We start from the raw sequence: 14,513 nt of genomic DNA on the forward strand, positions 1-14,513 counted from the left end.
GGACCGCTTTGCAGTTTCTGGTACAACCGGGCCCATGAATGAAGCGAATGTGTCGGCCTTATGGGGTGCACTGGCGGGGGCAACTCTCAGCGCCCCGCTTCGCGGTCGCGCCGCCTTTCGGTCGCTCCGATTCTACGAGCCGATTCCCACCCGGATTGCGCCGCATGACGTACTCGACGTGTGGCTCGCTTGGGCTGAGCACTTCTCTTCGGGCCGATCGCCAGAGGATCTATGCGACACGTGGCGCTTCCACCTTCGCCTCAACGGTCCCGAGTCTGCGTACGGGACGCGCAACCTCGCGTTGGGTTTCCGCGCGCCATTGAGCGGCGGGCTATCGAATCCGCTGCCGCTGGGTGCGGAGGCGCTCGCACGATCCGCCCTCTGGGGCGTGCTTGCGGACGACAGCGCGAACGCCGCAATTTGGGCCAGCTACGATGCCGCCCTCGACCACGCTGACGAAGGTGTCGCATTGAGCATGGCGGTAGCCGCCGCGATCTCCATGGCGCGTCCGGGCCTCACTCCTTTGGACATTGTTGCTGGCGTAGCGCCGTGCTGGAACCGCTGTCCGCAAACGAACCTCCTGGTGTCGTTGGTACAGCGAGAAGTTACGGCCGGCGGCGACCCTTCAACGATCCTCCCCAAAATCGACTCCGCGATGCCGTCACGAGATCCCTTCGATGTACGGCGAGCGTTTGCCTGTCTGGTGTTGGCGTTGCTGGCTGGAGCAGGTGAGTTTGACCGCACCGTTCGGATCGCGGCAGGATGCGGGGGCGCAAGCGACGCCGCGACCATCCCCGCTGCCATGATCGTCGCCAAGCTCGCTGGGGGCGTCCCGGCCGAATGGACCGAAGTTCTTGGAACGGCATACATTTCGGGCGGAGCGCTCACCGCGATGGACGTGCCTATCACTTTGAAGGAGTGGGTGACGAAGATCGCTGGAGCGTCGGCCGCGGAAGAGCCTGAGCCTCAGGTCTTCGAACTCGCCGGTGGTCAGCTGCGGCTTGACGACGAAGGGCAGCAGGACACGCCGACCGATGTGATCGCGGCAACGCCAGCGTGGGCACCGACCTTTCTCGATTCGCGCGAGTTGCACTTCCGGGTAGGTAGCATCGGTGTCGCATGCCGATTTGTGTCGCCCCCGATCCAGAACGGCGAGCGCGGCATCGAGGCGGAGTTGACGTTCCGCAACCTCGGCGCTTCGCAGGTGTCCATCGATCCAAAGTTGACGATCTCCGAAGGCTGGAGGCTTGCGACCAAGCTCACCTCCGCGCGAGTGGACCCAGGCCAAAGCGTCAAGTTTGCGTTTGTGGTCGCTGGACCCAAAGAACCCCTCTCTCCGACGCTTCAACTGCATCTAGACCAGGTGACGATGAACTTCCCTATCCTCGTGGCGGAGACGTGGTTCGGCGCAGGCCCATTTGCAAATGTTGGCGAAGAAGGCTACGACAAGGTTTATCGCTGCGAAGACGTCTTCAACATGGAAGAAGTCTTTAGTGGAAGATCCCAAATGGGTGTCCGTTGGCAGCCGGTGCTCTGGGCCCCGGGGCCGTTCGATACCGAGAGTGCGCTTGTTCATAGCGAGGGCGTTTACTACCTGGCCGCGCGAATACGTTTCGCTCACGCAGGAACAGTGCGCGTCGTCGCGGCGGGATCGCCAGGGGTGGTCGTTAGTGTCGATCGGCAACGGCTCGTCCGGTATCAGCAGGAGCACGTGCCCATCCCGCGGTTGTCCGTGCCCTACGTGGGCGAGTTCCAAGCCGAAGGTACGCATCTCATTATGATCAAGCTCATTCGCAATCGCCAGCCCGCCGCTCCGTTCACGCTGAGCTTCTTCAGCGACACGGGGGAAGTCGTGCGCCCGAGCGAATTTCTGCCACTAGAAGGGTGATCGTTGGCAACGAAGCTCGCGCGTTGGTTGTGGTGGTTGATCCTCAGCTCGATGAGGCGCCCAAGCGTTCGTCTGCTGCAACTCCGGATGCTCCAGCTTCTCCCTGAGCGCCGACAGATGATCGCTCTTGACAATATCCACCGCCAAAACCGTTGGGCAAGGCGCTACGGGCTTCCGGTTCTCGTTGTCACCATCCGGCTCTGCCTCATCAGCATCATGTTCTCGGTGACGTTTCAGCTAGTGATTCTCGCGGTCGAGCGAGGAGCGCTCACCATCCCCGATGCCTCGATGGTTACCCGGTGACACGAGCGATCAGCTCTTTGGCCAAGGTCGGAATGATGTCGGTCTGCGCCGCGACGCCCTCTGTGAAGATGACGATCACCAGCATTTCTCCGCTCGGCAGCTCGACGTAGGCGCAATCGTGTCGCGCGGTGCTTGTCCAGCCCGCTTTGCTCCAGAGCTTCGCTCCTTTGGGTAGTGCACCGCCGATGTAGTTCTTCGCCTGACCGTCGGCATCAGCAAAGTCGGCAGGATTCTTGCGCGAGAGCTTGGCCAGCATCCATGTCGTCCACTTCTCATCGGCGATCGCGCCGTGCTTGACCTCGAGCATCAAGCGCGCGGTCGCATTGGTGGTGAGCTTGTTGCGGTTCTCGTAGCTTGCACCGTAGCTCTGTCGCTCGCGGCCGTAGGGACCGCTATACCAAGTCTTTTGGCACGCGTAGATGCCCTGATAGCCGCGGCTTGCGAACCATTTGTTGACGACTTGCCGCCTGTCGGACCACTCCTGGAACGCCTTCGGGGCCAATTCGGGGCCGCTCGTGGTCCCCGTCAATAGATCGACCACCGCGCCAGTCGCATCGTTGTCGCTCTCCACAATCATGTCCGTGAATTGCCGCTCAATCTCGGGCGTGAGTTTGATCTTCCCGGCCTGCAATTGGTGCGCTCCGTACGCCAGGTAGCACAGCTTCACGACGCTCGCTGGATAGATCGATACATCGCCGCGAACGGAAGCGGTGAGGCACTGAGAATCCGACGCAACGCGGACCACCGTCAAGGCGAGCTTGTCGGTGACCAGTCCATCTCCCTGAAACTTATCCATGACCGCACGAACCGCCTTCTCACATTGGACCTGGAGCGATGCGCTTGGGACGAGTTTGGGTTCGGCGGGTCTGTTCATGGTCATGCAGAGGGCGAGCGCGGCCAACATGCGCCAAGCTTACCGTTGCGTCAGGACTTCCAAGGCTCGCTTGAGGAGCTTTCGCTGCGGCGCAGGCATGGGGAGAGCGTCGAGCGCTTCGGGATCAAACCACTGCAGCCCTTCTTCCTCTTTTGCCAGTTTCCACAGTTCGGCGCGAAGTGTGATCCGATGCTTCGTGATGGCATGGGTCAGCATGCCTAGATCCCAGCGCACCAGGGGATCGAAAGGCGGTCGGTCGCCGCGGCAGAACTGCCACATTCCCTCCCACCATTCCCCTGCCGGGATTTGGCGCAAACCAAACCTCTCGCCGCACACGCAAACAACCACGCAGTCTTTGAGCAAAACAGTTTGCGCCCGCTCTTTGGGACGCGGGAATCGCTCGGGCTCCCCCACCGAGTAGGCCTCACACCAGCGAGAGACGGGGCACGATTCGCACGCGGGTCGAGCCGGCGTGCAAACCGTCGCACCCAGCTCCATGACAGCCTGATTCCAGTCGCCAGGCTTGTCCGTTGGAACCTGCTCGCTCGCCCACGCCCATGCGGCTCGGTGGAGCGCGGCGCGATCGTCCGAGTTCGCCGTGAGTCGAGCAAAGACCCTCTCCACGTTGCCGTCCACCACCGGCACCGACTCTCCCAGTGTGATGCTGGCAATGGCCCCCGCCGTGTAGGCACCCACCCCGGGCACCGCCCGCCACTCCTTGGCTGAACCGGGAAATCCCGTTTTCACCACAAGCTTGGCCCCCGAGTGCAGCATGCGCGCCCGGCGATAGTAGCCCAGACCCTCCCAGCGCGAGAGCACTTCGGGCTCAGTTGCATCGGCCAGAGCCTGGACCGTCGGAAACTGCTTCATGAAACGCTCGTAATACGGAATCACGGTCCCGACCTGAGTCTGCTGGCACATGATTTCACTCACCCACACCGAGTATGGATCCCGCGTGGCTCGCCATGGGAGTGCGCGACCATGCTTGGCGTACCACGCTCGCAGAGCGCGCTGAAACGGAGTGAGCACGCTCAGACTGTCCCGAGCAATCCGAATTCGGCGAGCGCTTTTTCGGGGCTCTGTGCTTCCAAGAGCGCGCGACCCATGACCAGGTACGTCGCCCCGTCGGAGAGCGATTCCGACGCGCTTCCGACCCGCACTTGATCGTGGGTTGGGCCGCCTGGCGCACGAATCCCCGGCACGACCAGCCATGCCTCGGGGCCCAGGGCTTGCCGCAGCAGCTTGACCTCGCGCGGTGAGCACACGACACCGCTCAGACCCGCGGCTATGGCTTGCTCGGAGAGCCTCAGCATATGGTCTTCAATCGACCTTGCAACTCCGAGTTCGGTCGCCAGCATTTCGGGGTCCATACTGGTCAGCACCGAGACTCCGACCACGTGGGTGCGTCCTTCGGCGGCATCGACCGCCGCCCGCATCATGTCACTTCCCCCAGTTGTGTGGACTGTGGTCATCCACACGTCCCTTTGGGCAGCTTCGCGCACGGCGAGCGCAACACTGTTCGGGATGTCGTGGAACTTCAGATCGAGAAAGATCCGCTCTGCTCCGGCGGCGCGCAACGCATCGATCGCGCTCAGCCCGTGCTGCAACGTAAGTGCGTGACCCACCTTGTACTTCGATATCCAGGGTGAAACGCGCTTCACCAACTCCACACAATGAGCCAAGTTCGAGTTGTCTAGCGCACAGATCACAGGAGGTTGCATACTCGCAATAGTGTACGCGGAAGCCACCGGATGATTCATCGTGAGCTCTTGATCAATGGCGTATTCATTGGCGGTCCGTGTGACCAGTCAGTGTCCAAGCAGGTCGTCCGGAGCCCATGGGATGGAACCGTGATCGGTACTGCCGCCGAAGCGAGCGGCGCGGAAGCGTTTGCTGCCATCGCGTGCGCGCAGCAAACCTTCCCCGTATGGCGCGAAACGCCGATTGCCGAGCGTCAAGCCCTGATGCACCGAGTCAGTGAAGCAATCGGCGAGCGACGGCAAGAATTGGCCGAGCTCCTTTGCTTGGAAGTTGGCAAACCCATCCGTTGGGCCGAAGGCGAGGTCGAACGCGCCCGGATCACCTTTCTGCTGTCGGCCACGACGCAGCTTGACTCTTCCCCGTTAGACCTTTCGGCAGACCCTCGCGGCGCGCAGTACGACGGCTCGATTCGGAATGAACCTCGCGGCGTGGTGCTCGCGATCGCGCCCTACAACTGGCCACTCAACTTAGCGGCGCACAAACTCGGCCCGGCGCTGGTCACGGGCAACACCGTCGTCCTGAAAGGGTCAAACTTGGCTTCCCTGAGCACCTTGACGCTGGCGCGGATCATCCACGAAGCGGGCTGCCCACCGGGAGTTTTGAACGCCGTCCAGACGATGGACCGGGACGCCCAGCGCATGACCGATGCCGACGCGGTTCAAGTGATCAGCTTCACTGGGTCTGAGCGGGTTGGCTGGTCGATCCGTGAACGGCATCCGGACAAGCATGTGCTACTCGAACTCGGAGGGAATGCCGCTGCCATCATCGCCGCCGATGCGGCCTTGGATCGCGTCGTTGAGACCTTAGTACCAAGCGCGTTCGGTTTCGCGGGTCAAGTGTGCATCAGCGCGCAGCACGTATTCGCGCATCGATCGGTCTACGATGAAGTCGTAGACCGGCTCACCGAGGCGGCCCGGCAAGTCCAGGTTGGCGATCCTCGCTCAACACAGACGCTGCTTGGGCCGATGATCTCTGGCGAGGCGGCAGCCAAGGCGCTTGCGATGGTCACCTCGTCCGGCGGCGAAGTGCTTGCGGGTGGCAGGGCCGACGGCAATCGCATGGAGGCAACGCTCGTCGTGCTTCCCGACTTTGCTGCTGCGCAAGCGGCGCAAGCGGCGCTCGCAACCCAGGAGGTATTCGCGCCCGTGCTCACGGCCTCGCCATTCGACGACCTGGAGGATGCCCTGGGCTGGATCAATCGGGGCCACGCCGCAATCCACGCATCCCTCTACACCCAGGACGAGACGCTCATCCGCTTAGCCGAGTCGGTCCTGGAGGTGAGTGGTCTGATCGTCAACGACGCTCCAACCGTCCGATTCGACTCGATGCCTTACGGCGGCGAGCGCCGCGCGGGGATCGGGCGTGAGGGGGTTGCCTACGCCATGCGCGAGTTCACGACCCCTCGGGTCACCCTGCGCAGAAAATAAAACGCGCGGATGCAAGCTGCATCCGCGCGTACCGATTCGCGATCCGACTTAGACGTCGGAGTACATGAAGAACTCGTATGGATGCGGCCGGAGGTCCAGCGCATCGCACTCATTCTTGAGCTTGTACTCGATGTACGTCTCGATCAGGTCCTTGGTAAAGACATCGCCCTTGAGCAGGAACTCATGGTCGTCGGCGAGCGCGGCCAGCGTTGCGCGCAGCGAACCAGGCGTCTGAGGAATGCCGGCCTTCTCCTCTGCCGGGAGCTCGTAGAGGTCCTTGTCCAGCGGCTTGGGTGGCTCGATCCGGTTTTGAATACCGTCGAGACCGGCCATCAAGCATGCCGGGAAGGCTAGGTACGGGTTGGCTGTGGGGTCTGGAGCGCGGAACTCAATGCGCTTTGCCTTTGGCGACTTGCTAAGCATCGGGATGCGGACGCAGGCCGACCGATTTCGCGAGCTATAGACCAAGTTGATCGGAGCTTCGTAGCCGGGAACCAATCGCCGGTAGCTGTTGGTCGTCGGGGCGCACAATGCAAGTAGCGCAGGAGCGTGCTTGAGGATGCCGCCGATGTACCATCGCGAAACATCCGACAGACCGGCGTAACCTGCTTCGTCGTGCATGAGCGTCTCGCCGTTCTTCCACAGCGACATGTGGACGTGCATTCCGCTGCCGTTGTCGCCGAAGATCGGCTTCGGCATGAACGTCGCGGTCAACCCGTACTGCTGCGCGACGTTGCGGACGACGTACTTGTACATCTGGATTTGATCCGCCATGCGCAGAAGCGTATTGAACTTCATGTCAATCTCGCACTGACCTGCCGAGGCGACCTCGTGGTGGTGCATTTCCACGTCGATTCCCAGCTCGATCATGCGCATCATCATGTCGCTGCGAACGTCTTGGAGCTTGTCGTTGGGCGAGACCGGGTAGTAGCCGCCCTTCGGTCGGAGCGTATAGCCCAGCGAGTCTTCCTTGTTGCTGTTCCAAAACGCCTCTTCGGCATCCAGGCTGTACGATGCCCCTTGCGGGTTGTTCTCGTAGCGCATCTTGTCGAAGAGGAAGAACTCCGCTTCGGGCCCGAAGAAGGCGGTATCGGCGATGCCCGTGCTCTTCAGGTACTGCTCGGCCTTCTTTGCCACGTAACGCGGGTCTCGGTCGTACCGCTCGCGGGTGATCGGGTCCTCAATGTCGCAGATGATGACCGCAGTCTTGAAGTCGCTGAATGGATCGATGAAGACGGTATTGGGATCCGGGATCAGCAGCATGTCCGATTCATTGATGGACTTGAAACCGCGGATCGAAGAGCCGTCAAATCCCAGTCCCTCTTCGAAAGTGTCGGTCGTGAAGTGGGTCGTTGGGATCGTGAAATGTTGCCATTGCCCGAAGAGGTCGGTAAATCGGATATCGATGAGCTGGACGTCGCTATCCGTGATGAGATGCATCGCTTCTTGAACTGTCATTCGAATTTCACCCTCTGAGTCATAAACTCGCCGGTCGGTGAGTCACCCACCGGCGGAATCCAAAAGACGCCCGTCAGTCTTTCAACGATGATCCTTTCGAGCTCTTCCTTCCGATTAACTCGCGCCCTTGCGATGGACTATTATGGCAAATCTGACAGGTCCAATTGCCGCTAGTCGCCCAAGCCCGTCAGATCATTCAGCACGACCTCTCGGTCCTCTTCGGAGGTCACCATGGCCGCCTCTGCCCGCCCCAACTCGACGTGTCTCCGCCGACTGTCCCCGTCGTTTTGAACCCCGTACGCCCGTGCGAGAGCCTCATGCGCATAGGCTCGATAGAACGGCTCTGCATTGGCCGCATGGCGCAGACACAACTCGCCATAGCGGAGAGATTCTTGCGCATTTCCAGCAAGCGCATAGACCCGGGAGGCTTGCCAAAAGCCGATGCTGCGCTTCTCGTCGTTTTGATCTTCGCGGAACCGCCAGTGGTGCATCGACGCCAGGCACGACTCGATCATGGCCTGCGTTTCGTCCGGAGTCCGTCCCGGGTTGTCCATGTAGGTCCACGTCCGGTTGTAGCAATCCGCCGCGAACCAGCGATGGGCCTTGGATTTCTCTTCGTCGGTCATCTTTGCCTCGAGTTAACTAGATCATGAGCCTGAGCGACCACGTTTTCGACGGAGAAGCCAAATTTCTCCATCACGAGCGGGCCAGGCGCAGACGCCCCGAAAGTGTCGATGCCGATCGTGCGGTCCGCATATCGCGACCACCCCATCGTCGATCCTGCCTCAACGCTCATCGTGGGTAGCGACCGGTCCAGAATCGTGTTGCGCTCCGAGGCATCCAGCCGGTCGAAGTCGTGCCACGACACCAGGTTGATCACGCGGGTGGGAATGCCCTCGCTGGCGAGAGTTTCCGCAGCCTTGAGCGCGAGGCTCACTTCGCTGCCGCTCGCCACGAGGTTGAGCCGTGGCGTCGCGGTTGGCTCGTGAATCACGTATGCGCCCTTGCGGCTCGGGTGATCTTGGCCCGGGGCGGGAGTAACGATGGGCAGCGCCTGACGCGACGTCGCAATGAGTGACGGGGTGTGCGTCTCCTCAAATGCGCGCATCCAGCACGCTACGGTCTCATTGGCGTCGGCCGGGCGCATGACATTCAAGCCGGGAATCGCGCGCAGCATCGCCAGTTGCTCGATCGGCTGGTGGGTCGGACCGTCCTCGCCTAGTCCGATCGAATCGTGCGAGAACGTGAACAGGGTGGGGCACTGCATGAGGGCGGCAAGCCGGATCGACGGTTTGCAGTAATCGCTGAAGATGAGGAAAGTTCCGCAGACGGCCTTGCATCCCCCGTGTAGGGTGATGCCATTCGCGGCCGCGGCCATCGCATGCTCGCGCACACCGTAAGCTACGTTCCGCCCTTTGCGGTCCTCCGGCGCAAACCGACCCGCCCCTTTGAGCGTGGTGAAGACGTTATTGCTCAGGTCTGCCGATCCGGAGAGCAGGTTCAGCGTCCCGGGCAGGATCGCATTCAGCGCCGCTCCGGTGGCGTTGCGCGTGGCGATGGGGTCGGTGAACGCAGGGAGCGAGATCTTGCTCGGGTCAACGAGTTTGTCAAAATCGATGCCGGACTGGGCCACCCTGGCGTCCCACTCGCGGACTAGTTCCTCTCCTCGTTTGACGGCTCCGCGCATCTCAGCCAGCGCATCATTCGGCAGGTAGAAATCCTCGTCGGCAGGGAGTCCCAGAGCGAGCTTCGTCAGGCGAACCTCTTCCACTCCAAGCGGCGATCCATGCGATTTCTCACTGCCAGCAAAGGTTGGACTGCCAAAGCCGATTGTGGTCGGGCAGATGATGAGGCTGGGACGTTCGGAGTCGCGCTGCGCTTCTCGAATTGCCGCATCGATCTGCTCGACATCCATGCCGTCGCTGACGCGAATGACTTGCCAGCCCATGGCCGCGAACTTCACCCCGGTATCTTCCGTGAACGCGATCTCGGTGCTGCCGTCAATCGAAATCTTGTTATCGTCGTAGAGCCAGATCAGCTTTCCAAGTTGTAGGTGACCCGCGAGCGAAGCCGCCTCTTGCGCCACGCCCTCCATGAGGTCACCGTCCGAGCAAAGCACGTAGGTGTAATGATCGATGATGCCGGTGTGAGCGGCTAGCGATGCCTCGGCGATGGCCATCCCAACGCTGGTGGCAACGCCTTGCCCGAGCGCGCCTGTGGCCATCTCGACCCCTGGTGTCAAATGGTTCTCGGGATGACCCGGTGTCTTGCTTCCCCACTGTCGGAAGTTCTTCAGCTCTTCGAGTGAAAGGTCATAGCCGGTCACATGGAGCAGCGCGTAGAGCAGCATTGAGCCATGACCAGCGGACAGAATGAACCGATCGCGGTTGATCCACGTCGGCCTAGTGGGCGCGTGTCGCAAGTGCCGAGACCACACGGTGTAGGCCATGGGCATCGCTCCCAATGGCAGGCCCGGGTGCCCCGAATTTGCCCGTTGGACGGCGTCGATGCAAAGCCCTCGCAAGACGTTGATGCAGGTCAGATCGAGGGAAGAAGTGGTGGTCGCGCTCACGGGCAAAAGGGTACCAGACACGCCGTCGGAGGTAGATTCAACGCAATGTCAGTCTCGCTCATTGGAGCTCTCGTCGCCTGCACCCAGGCGCTTCTCGCCCCAAGTTGGTCGGTGAACCCCTCGCGCACCATGCTCTGGGGTGGTGCGCCGTACATCCCGGTCGGCGTGCGAATTCCCGGTTCCCCCGACGCCATCCTCCGTGCGCACGATGCCGGGCTGCGAGATGTCATCGTCGAGATGCCCGCGGACGGCTCGAGCTGGGTCGACACAATCAAGCTTCTGGAAGCGAACGAGATGCGGTACTTCGTCGCCATCTCGAACAAGGCGGCGAACGCGAATGTCATCGCGGTAGAGCCCGAGGGGTACCGGATACCGGGCATCACCGGGGAGCGAATCCTTAACCTACGAATTGCGGGGGCAAGCCGCGCCCTCATGGCCGTCATCACGCAGCGCGATGCGGCGATCCAAGAGCTTCGACCGGTCACGCTCCAAAGCGGGTCGCTGCGCGAGCGGGTCGATACTCGGTCGACGCTGGAGCACGTGGTCCTTCTGTACCCGGAGCTTGAAAACCAGGGCATGCTGGACTACTGGGAGGGATGGGACCGACACCGCGACCAACTCTTGCGGACGATTCAGGCAAATCCAACGCCTCCCGGATTGCGTGGACTCGTGAACCCGATTGGGTCAGTCACCGAATTCCCCGGACCCGACACGCGGCTTATCCCAACCAGCCGAATGTTCCGACTCGAGTTCGAGGCGTACTTGCGCGCAAAGTACACCAGCGTCTTGACCGCAAGTCGCGCATGGGCCCTGCGCGCCGTAGACATCGACCAGTTCCAGGACCTGGCCCGGCTTGTGCCCCTCTGGACCGATGCACGCGGAGTCCCCAAGATGTGGGACGCAGGCACCGACAAGATTTACGACGCCGACTACAAGCGAAGTACCTTCTGGCGAGACTTCCGCGCGGCCCTCTCGGACACAGCGACGAATCGTTACGAGCGGCTTGTGCAGAGCATCCAGTCCGTGTGGAATGTGCCCGTGGTCCAGGAATGGACAGGATGGAATGCCCCCTATGCGAGTTCGACGACGGCGGTGTCTGGGCTCGGATTCGTGGGCGACGCCCAGAGTCGTACTGAGCTCATCGACGGAGCGGCTGAAGTAGTTTCCGTCGCCACTTCGCGTGGCAAAGCCATGCTCTCCATCGCCACAGATCTGAGCGATACGACCGATGTGAATCGCATTGTCAACGACCTCAAGAACTTGGGCGTGCGCGGGTTCTATTTCCGCTCCTCGGACCCTGAGGCCATGAAGACCATCGCCGCCGCACAGACCGCGCTCAACGCCGATCGCTCGCTGTCGCAGTGGAGTATCGCCCCAGTCTACTTCCCGGCTGCCTGCCAAAATCCCGCGACGAGCGGCTTGCTCGCGGGCGGACGTTACTGGGTTCCCGCGCTTGGCGAAGGCGAGCGGGTGGACTACGGCCCGAACTTCGGTTGCTACCGATACGTCGGATACGGCCGCTCCTACTACGCCCTCTGGCGAACCGACCAGATGAAGCGCACCAAGATCCGGATGGCCGACGCCAAGACAGCGACGTTTGTGAGCTCGGACGGCAACGACGTCGGAGCAAAAGCGTTCAAGGGTGGCATCGAGATCACGCTCGGGTCATCGCCGGTGCTCATTTCCGGTTTGAACGAGCCGCCCGCCCCCGAAGAAGTCCTGGGCGAAACAACGAATGCCATGGGTGCGTTCTTCGCGACAGCGGGCAACTCGATTCCCGATGCGGACCAAGAAGCGCTTTTGCTCAAGGACTTGTTGCGCGACTACGAGACGCGTCCCGGTGCAGCGCTGGTCGAGATGCGTAGGATGCTACGACGCGTTCAAGTTTCGATGTCGAAGTACGTCTGGATCGAGGCCGAGTCGTCACGGAATCACACCTTTGGAGACGTTTTTCCGCTGAAGGGCGCATCGCGAGACAACGTCTTGCGACTTAGGACGCGGATTCCGAGCGATGTCGCTCCGCTTCGAGCCAACTTCACTTTCCGGCCGAGGCAGCTCGGGCAACACGAGTTCTGGCTCGCGGCGAGGATCCCCGCCGGGTTACGAGACCGCGTTTCGGTCCAGCTGGGCGACCTAGTTTTCAAGCTCGATGCGCCGCCCGTGAGCCTTTACTCCGGTGGATTTGGCTGGTACAAACTCGGCACCGCGAACCTCGCCGATGGCGAAGCGGAGATTGCGGTGTTTGTGGACTCAGACGACGGGGCCTCCATGGAGCTTGATGCACTCATGATCAGCCCAATGACTTTCCGCCCCGATGGGATCACGCCGCCCCTAATCTTGCCTCAGATTCCGTCACGATGAAGTGAGACGGGCTGGATAATCGGCTGAACCTTACCGAATGCCTCGACCACGTCCGGGTCGAACTGCTTGCCCGCATTGCGATGGATTTCGGCGAGGGCCTCACCTGCGCTGATGGGATCACGCCAACCGGACTCCTGGGTCATCTGATCGAACGCCTCGGCAACGGCGATGATGCGAGCGCCGAGCGGGATTCGCTCGCCCTGGAGTCCATCGGGGTAGCCCTGGCCGTCCCAGCGCTCGTGGTGGTGGCGAATCATCGCCAGCGCAGGAACCATCCATGGCAGCTCTTCCAACATCGTCTCAGCCAGGTGTGAGTGCGCTTTGATCACCTTGAAATCCTCATCCGTGAGTTCTCCCAGTTTGGTGAGTATCTCACGATCCACTTGGATCTTGCCGATGTCGTGCAGCATGGCCCCCCGGCGTATGTCGGCAAGCTCCGATTCATCGAGTCCGAGGGCATGCGCGGTAGCGACCGCGTAGACCGCGACCCTCTGCGCATGATCGGCCTCGCCAGGAACGTGGATGTCCAGCGCGCCGAGCAGGGCCTGGACGGCGTCCCGCTGTGTTGCATGTAAGATGCTCGATAGGTCCATAGTCCGCCTAGGGCAACAACCTACCCCAAGACGCATCCTTTTGCGGTTCCAGACCGTACCCAATAGCGTGATGCCGCAATCGCCCCCCGCTAGGTCCGACAACACGGCCCTCAAAGTCGTGTTGGTGGTCCTCGTTTTCGTGCTCGTGCCATGCATAGTTCTCAGCTTCATCGGATACAACTTCTTGAAGAAGGGAGTGAGCGCAATGAGCGAATCCATCATGCCAACCGCGGCATGCGCCGCGAATTTCGAGTACGTCCGGGACTCGGCCCTGGCTTACGCGGGCGATCATAACGGCGCACTCCCTCCCTCAAAGGACTGGCAGGCAGCGCTAGAGCCGTACTATCGTAAATTGAGCGCTAGGCTTGGGGAGAGCAAAGAGTTCATGGGGACCAAGTTTGAGATCAAACCGCTGCCGAAGGACAAGCCGTGGTCGTGTGAAACCGGGCCAAAAACGCCGAACACCGGCATCACATTTAACCTTGACGTTGCGGGCAAGAAGCTCTCGGACATCACCAACCCCGAATCGACCGTGCTCTTCTTCGAGACACCAGAGGTCAGGCTGAACGCCGCGACCCCCTACGTTCCCCAGCCTAAGTCGACGGCACCGAAGATCATTGCCGGCGAGGCCCGCGACTGGTTCGTCGTGAACATCAAGGGCGAGATGAAGATGGATGATTCAAAGATTCGGTTCCGTACGGGCCCGGAATCCAAAACCGGAGTTCGAATTGAGACCGGTACGTCGAATGGGCGCTGAGCTGGCTCTTTCCGGGTCCCGATAAACGTAGTATCCTTTAGGCACGGTAACTGAATGACGATTTTCCTTTCATCTAGCTTGGCTCTCTTTGGCGGCGGCTCCGAATGGCTGATCGTCGGTCTCGTCGTGCTGCTGTTGTTCGGTGGCTCCAAGATCCCGCAACTCATGCGCGGCATCGGCCAGGGCGCGGGAGAGTTCCAACGCGGGATTCGCGAAGGACGCAAGCCCGAAGACGAGAAGAAGGAGTCGTAACCACATGTTTGGTGGCGTGCCAGAGTGGCTAATCCTTCTCATGGTCGTGCTGCTGCTTTTTGGCGGCAAGCAGATCCCCCAGATGATGCGCGGCATCGGCAAAGGTCTAGGCGAACTTCAAAAAGGAGTCGAGGACAGCAAGCGGATGCTGAATGAAGCGGCCATGGAGGCGAACGAGCCTGCACCCGCAAAGCCAACTCCCGCAGTGCTGCCTACCCCCGAGGCTTCGACCGAAGCGAAGAGCGAGCCCTCTCCGTAGGCCGCGGG

The 14,513-nt window shown here is 61.3% G+C and carries 14 protein-coding genes; 7 read left to right on the forward strand and 7 right to left on the reverse strand.

Annotated features, from left to right (window positions below):
• Positions 1 to 34: 34 nt before the first annotated feature.
• Positions 35 to 1,888: an ADP-ribosylglycohydrolase family protein gene (locus tag JNM85_07730; protein ID MBL8087941.1), complete on the forward strand. Its 1,854-nt coding sequence runs from the start codon at positions 35 to 37 to the stop codon at positions 1,886 to 1,888.
• A gap of 51 nt (positions 1,889 to 1,939) precedes the next feature.
• Entirely contained in the window at positions 1,940 to 2,191 is a 252-nt protein-coding gene (locus tag JNM85_07735) for a hypothetical protein (GenBank protein ID MBL8087942.1), read from the forward strand.
• Here the strand turns inward: JNM85_07735 and JNM85_07740 are convergent.
• From JNM85_07740 to pyrF, 3 genes are read right to left on the reverse strand one after another with little or no spacing between them, the layout of a single operon-like run.
• On the reverse strand, positions 2,181 to 3,095 hold the full coding sequence (locus JNM85_07740; protein MBL8087943.1) for a serine hydrolase: 915 nt from the start codon (positions 3,093 to 3,095) through the stop codon (positions 2,181 to 2,183). The genes JNM85_07735 and JNM85_07740 overlap by 11 nt on opposite strands.
• Positions 3,096 to 3,104: 9 nt before the next feature.
• Positions 3,105 to 4,094 carry an A/G-specific adenine glycosylase gene (gene mutY, locus JNM85_07745; GenBank protein MBL8087944.1) on the reverse strand — a complete coding sequence of 330 codons (990 nt, stop codon included), beginning with the start codon at positions 4,092 to 4,094 and terminating at the stop codon, positions 3,105 to 3,107.
• Positions 4,095 to 4,096: 2 nt separating this feature from the next.
• Positions 4,097 to 4,774 carry an orotidine-5'-phosphate decarboxylase gene (gene pyrF, locus JNM85_07750; GenBank protein MBL8087945.1) on the reverse strand — a complete coding sequence of 226 codons (678 nt, stop codon included), beginning with the start codon at positions 4,772 to 4,774 and terminating at the stop codon, positions 4,097 to 4,099.
• A 42-nt stretch (positions 4,775 to 4,816) separates the two neighbouring features.
• Between pyrF and JNM85_07755 the strand changes: the two genes are divergently transcribed.
• Entirely contained in the window at positions 4,817 to 6,253 is a 1,437-nt protein-coding gene (locus tag JNM85_07755; protein ID MBL8087946.1) for an aldehyde dehydrogenase family protein, read from the forward strand.
• A gap of 48 nt (positions 6,254 to 6,301) precedes the next feature.
• On the opposite strand, the gene glnA is transcribed toward JNM85_07755, so the two are convergent.
• The 3 genes from glnA to tkt form a co-directional block, all read right to left on the reverse strand.
• Positions 6,302 to 7,711: a type I glutamate--ammonia ligase gene (gene glnA / locus JNM85_07760; GenBank protein ID MBL8087947.1), complete on the reverse strand. Its 1,410-nt coding sequence runs from the start codon at positions 7,709 to 7,711 to the stop codon at positions 6,302 to 6,304.
• 170 nt (positions 7,712 to 7,881) lie between these two features.
• A complete protein-coding gene (locus tag JNM85_07765) occupies positions 7,882 to 8,337 on the reverse strand; it encodes a hypothetical protein (GenBank protein MBL8087948.1) in 456 nt (151 codons plus the stop codon).
• Positions 8,334 to 10,283: a transketolase gene (gene tkt / locus JNM85_07770; GenBank protein MBL8087949.1), complete on the reverse strand. Its 1,950-nt coding sequence runs from the start codon at positions 10,281 to 10,283 to the stop codon at positions 8,334 to 8,336. The genes JNM85_07765 and tkt overlap by 4 nt, the downstream gene beginning before the upstream one ends.
• 45 nt (positions 10,284 to 10,328) lie before the next feature.
• Between tkt and JNM85_07775 the strand changes: the two genes are divergently transcribed.
• A complete protein-coding gene (locus JNM85_07775; protein MBL8087950.1) occupies positions 10,329 to 12,644 on the forward strand; it encodes a hypothetical protein in 2,316 nt (771 codons plus the stop codon).
• Here JNM85_07775 and JNM85_07780 read toward each other — a convergent pair.
• Positions 12,626 to 13,237, reverse strand: coding sequence for an HD domain-containing protein (locus tag JNM85_07780; GenBank protein MBL8087951.1), 612 nt, complete (start codon positions 13,235 to 13,237; stop codon positions 12,626 to 12,628). The genes JNM85_07775 and JNM85_07780 overlap by 19 nt on opposite strands.
• A gap of 70 nt (positions 13,238 to 13,307) precedes the next feature.
• Here JNM85_07780 and JNM85_07785 point away from each other — a divergent pair, with 70 nt between their 5' ends.
• Genes JNM85_07785 through tatA (JNM85_07795) form a run of 3 tightly spaced genes read left to right on the forward strand, consistent with a single transcriptional unit; the run spans position 13,308 to position 14,505 of the window.
• A complete protein-coding gene (locus JNM85_07785; protein ID MBL8087952.1) occupies positions 13,308 to 13,994 on the forward strand; it encodes a hypothetical protein in 687 nt (228 codons plus the stop codon).
• Positions 13,995 to 14,048: 54 nt separating this feature from the next.
• On the forward strand, positions 14,049 to 14,246 hold the full coding sequence (tatA, locus tag JNM85_07790) for a twin-arginine translocase TatA/TatE family subunit (protein MBL8087953.1): 198 nt from the start codon (positions 14,049 to 14,051) through the stop codon (positions 14,244 to 14,246).
• 4 nt (positions 14,247 to 14,250) lie between these two features.
• On the forward strand, positions 14,251 to 14,505 hold the full coding sequence (gene tatA / locus JNM85_07795) for a twin-arginine translocase TatA/TatE family subunit (GenBank protein ID MBL8087954.1): 255 nt from the start codon (positions 14,251 to 14,253) through the stop codon (positions 14,503 to 14,505).
• Positions 14,506 to 14,513: the final 8 nt, after the last annotated feature.

This window comes from Chthonomonas sp. (assembly GCA_016788115.1).
In the GTDB taxonomy this organism is placed as follows: Bacteria; Armatimonadota; Fimbriimonadia; order Fimbriimonadales; family Fimbriimonadaceae; genus UBA2391.

Bases quoted from the DNA above. Each gene is read 5' to 3' on its own strand.
- JNM85_07730 (MBL8087941.1), top strand. From the start codon at position 35: ATGAATGAAGCGAATGTGTCGGCCTTATGGGGTGCACTGGCGGGGGCA.
- JNM85_07735 (MBL8087942.1), top strand. From the start codon at position 1,940: ATGAGGCGCCCAAGCGTTCGTCTGCTGCAACTCCGGATGCTCCAGCTT.
- JNM85_07740 (MBL8087943.1), bottom strand. From the start codon at position 3,095: ATGTTGGCCGCGCTCGCCCTCTGCATGACCATGAACAGACCCGCCGAA.
- JNM85_07755 (MBL8087946.1), top strand. From the start codon at position 4,817: ATGATTCATCGTGAGCTCTTGATCAATGGCGTATTCATTGGCGGTCCG.
- glnA (MBL8087947.1), bottom strand. From the start codon at position 7,711: ATGACAGTTCAAGAAGCGATGCATCTCATCACGGATAGCGACGTCCAG.
- JNM85_07765 (MBL8087948.1), bottom strand. From the start codon at position 8,337: ATGACCGACGAAGAGAAATCCAAGGCCCATCGCTGGTTCGCGGCGGAT.
- JNM85_07775 (MBL8087950.1), top strand. From the start codon at position 10,329: ATGTCAGTCTCGCTCATTGGAGCTCTCGTCGCCTGCACCCAGGCGCTT.
- JNM85_07780 (MBL8087951.1), bottom strand. From the start codon at position 13,237: ATGGACCTATCGAGCATCTTACATGCAACACAGCGGGACGCCGTCCAG.
- JNM85_07785 (MBL8087952.1), top strand. From the start codon at position 13,308: ATGCCGCAATCGCCCCCCGCTAGGTCCGACAACACGGCCCTCAAAGTC.
- tatA (MBL8087953.1), top strand. From the start codon at position 14,049: ATGACGATTTTCCTTTCATCTAGCTTGGCTCTCTTTGGCGGCGGCTCC.
- tatA (MBL8087954.1), top strand. From the start codon at position 14,251: ATGTTTGGTGGCGTGCCAGAGTGGCTAATCCTTCTCATGGTCGTGCTG.